Raw genomic sequence first — 2,541 nt, forward strand, 5'->3', positions numbered from 1 at the left:
ATGAAAGGGGCATTGGTGTGGTGGTGTAGGAGGCTAGCAGGAGGAACGGTAGATATTTGTGGACTATCAAGTGTAAGAAGAGGCAACTGAAGGGTGGGGTGTGGGTGAAGTAAAGGTTATTTTGTTTTTGAAAACGATGTGTATAAGAGACAGGTCTAAATGTATCCTCTTGTTGTTTAAACTAAAAATCATCGTTTTTTATGACAAGCGACTCAACGCTTGTCTGGCTGTTAAAATGCAGAAAAATAAGATATGAGGTCTTAATTTTTGCTTTTAACTACTGTTCTTACGACCTTCCATGTCTGACAGTAATGAGCTTCCTACTCGGTCATTCCTCTGACCATATGCTTTATATTAGCACTGTCGGCTACTTTTCCTTGCCTGCACTAACGTATCCGTTAGCGTGCCATTACACTATCATATAACCACAACCTCAGTCAATAGTTATTTTTATTTAACTTTTTCTTAATAATCCCAAAACAACGCAATATCAGTTATTTATGGAAAATTAACCAGGACTATCAATGAAGATTTAAAGCTATGTTTTGCGTTTACCTACTAAAAAAAAGCTGAATCGCTTTTCTGAACTATTGCTCCATTTCTTTCAAATTCCCTAATTCGTGGTAATGAATCCTTATAAGCGAGGAGAAAATATCATGGAGCAAGAAACAAAAACGAAACTTTCAAAAAGAAAACAATACACAGCAAACATTATTACAAGAATGATAAAGGATGGTGCGAAAGAGAAGGTAGAAGAAACAGAACAAATAGAAGTTGGTCAATTCAAAAATTTGGTGAAAGGTATGCATCTAAATCTAAATGGCAAACCTCATTCATTTTCAAATCAATTGCTATTAGATGTTTCTCAAACAGAAAATAGATACAACATCCCTATGGTAGCTCCTCACTATGCATTCAAAACATTCTTCACAAAGTTAATTGATGAAAACGCACTACCAGAATCATCAAAACACCTATCCATTGGTGAAATATTGAAGGAGTATAAACACGGTGGAAACATTGTTGAATCGTATGAGGTTTATAGAAAGAGACAAAAAGGGAAGAAAGCACCACTGAAATTATCAAAGGTGAAATATGAAGAACTGACTAAAGATCTATCTGAAGATGAAATGAAGAAAAAAGGTTATTACAGCTATAGAAACACAACAAATACTGCTGTTGGTTCAATTGAACCGTTCTTTGATCACTTACCTGAGAAATTCATAGAGAAGCATTTTTACTTGAGGGAATACAAGAGGCTTAGAGAAATCAAGATGGACCCTGCGCTACACAATCAAGAGTTGTTGGATTTGAGGCAAGAACTCATAGCATCAAATGGTGTGAAAGCTATAGAACTCGATGATAGGGACCTTTCAGCATACGCTCCAATTCCACATCAGATGATGTTTGCACCGTATGAACGCTATAAAAATCCTGAATCTTATCTTCAAATTTCAGCTCATGAGTGTTCTCATTCCACTGGTCATCACACTATTTTCAATAGATTCCCAATAGAAAACAAGGTTAATAAAAAAACGGGTAAACCAGTAATTGCTTTACTACCGACAACCGCTTTAGATTATGATCAGGAAGAAGTAACCGCTGAATCTAGCGCAGTTAGAATCTCAAGCAAATTAGGTATTTTTTCGACTTTTGGGGCAAGTGTCAGATACAACAATGGATACTCGACTGACCTTGTAGAACATCCTGAGCGTCTTGTAAAAGGTTATGAAGACGGAATCGAAGCTTCTGATTTCGTTCTTACGAATTTATATAATTATAGAATTGAGAATGCTTTGAAGGAGCTTGAAGATTACGGAATCAAGTTTGAACAAGAGCTTGTCGCTGATGGTATGACTGTTGAAACAACGTTTCTATCTGTGAAAGACAAAGAGAGTTTTACGATTGTTACTGACCAAATTGATTATCATAAATTTGAGACTGATAAATCAGAGCTACTTGAACGAATCGCTGATAATGCATACTTTAGTGATGAGCCTAATAATCGTGATGAAGCGGTTAAAAAGTCGCTTATGAAGATGATTGAAGCGAAAGTGTCTTTAGATACGTTAAAGGGTGAAAAGCTCACACAAAAACCGTTGCCTGAACTTGAATTAGAAGAACCTAAGCAAGACCAAAAGCTTGCTCGAAAATCCCGTTCTGCTTTAACGATGTAGAATTTAAGCTTCCAGATAGGAAGCTTTTTAGTGGGTGGAATTTAATTCTGGTGCAATGAAATCAATCATACGTCTAAGCATTTTCTCGTCCATAACCCAATGCGGCAAATCTTCTTTAACTTGATCTGATAGCCAAATATTAGATTTAAAGAAAAACCCTGTATCTTGAATTGAGTAGATTAATGCAGGTTCAACTCCTTCATCATTCAATGGGTAAAAAGAAACACTATCTTCATCAACACACAATTCAACAAATCTTTTCTTTGCAAAGTTTATAGTAGTTTTTGAAATGTTCATAAATACCTCCTTTTTAATATATACATATTATACTAAAACATATTTAGATCATCAAACATTATAAACT

The 2,541-nt window shown here is 35.3% G+C and carries 2 protein-coding genes; one reads left to right on the plus strand and one right to left on the minus strand.

What is annotated here, in order from left to right:
* The first annotated feature begins 656 nt into the window (after positions 1-656).
* Entirely contained in the window at positions 657-2,177 is a 1,521-nt protein-coding gene (locus HGG78_RS18595) for a zincin-like metallopeptidase domain-containing protein (RefSeq protein ID WP_172533796.1), read from the plus strand.
* A 27-nt stretch (positions 2,178-2,204) separates the two neighbouring features.
* On the opposite strand, the gene HGG78_RS18600 is transcribed toward HGG78_RS18595, so the two are convergent.
* Positions 2,205-2,474, minus strand: coding sequence for a hypothetical protein (locus HGG78_RS18600; protein WP_172533797.1), 270 nt, complete (start codon positions 2,472-2,474; stop codon positions 2,205-2,207).
* Between the last annotated feature and the right edge of the window lie 67 nt (positions 2,475-2,541).

It is taken from the genome of Vibrio aestuarianus (genome assembly GCF_012395185.1).
In the GTDB taxonomy this organism is placed as follows: domain Bacteria; phylum Pseudomonadota; class Gammaproteobacteria; order Enterobacterales; family Vibrionaceae; genus Vibrio; species Vibrio aestuarianus.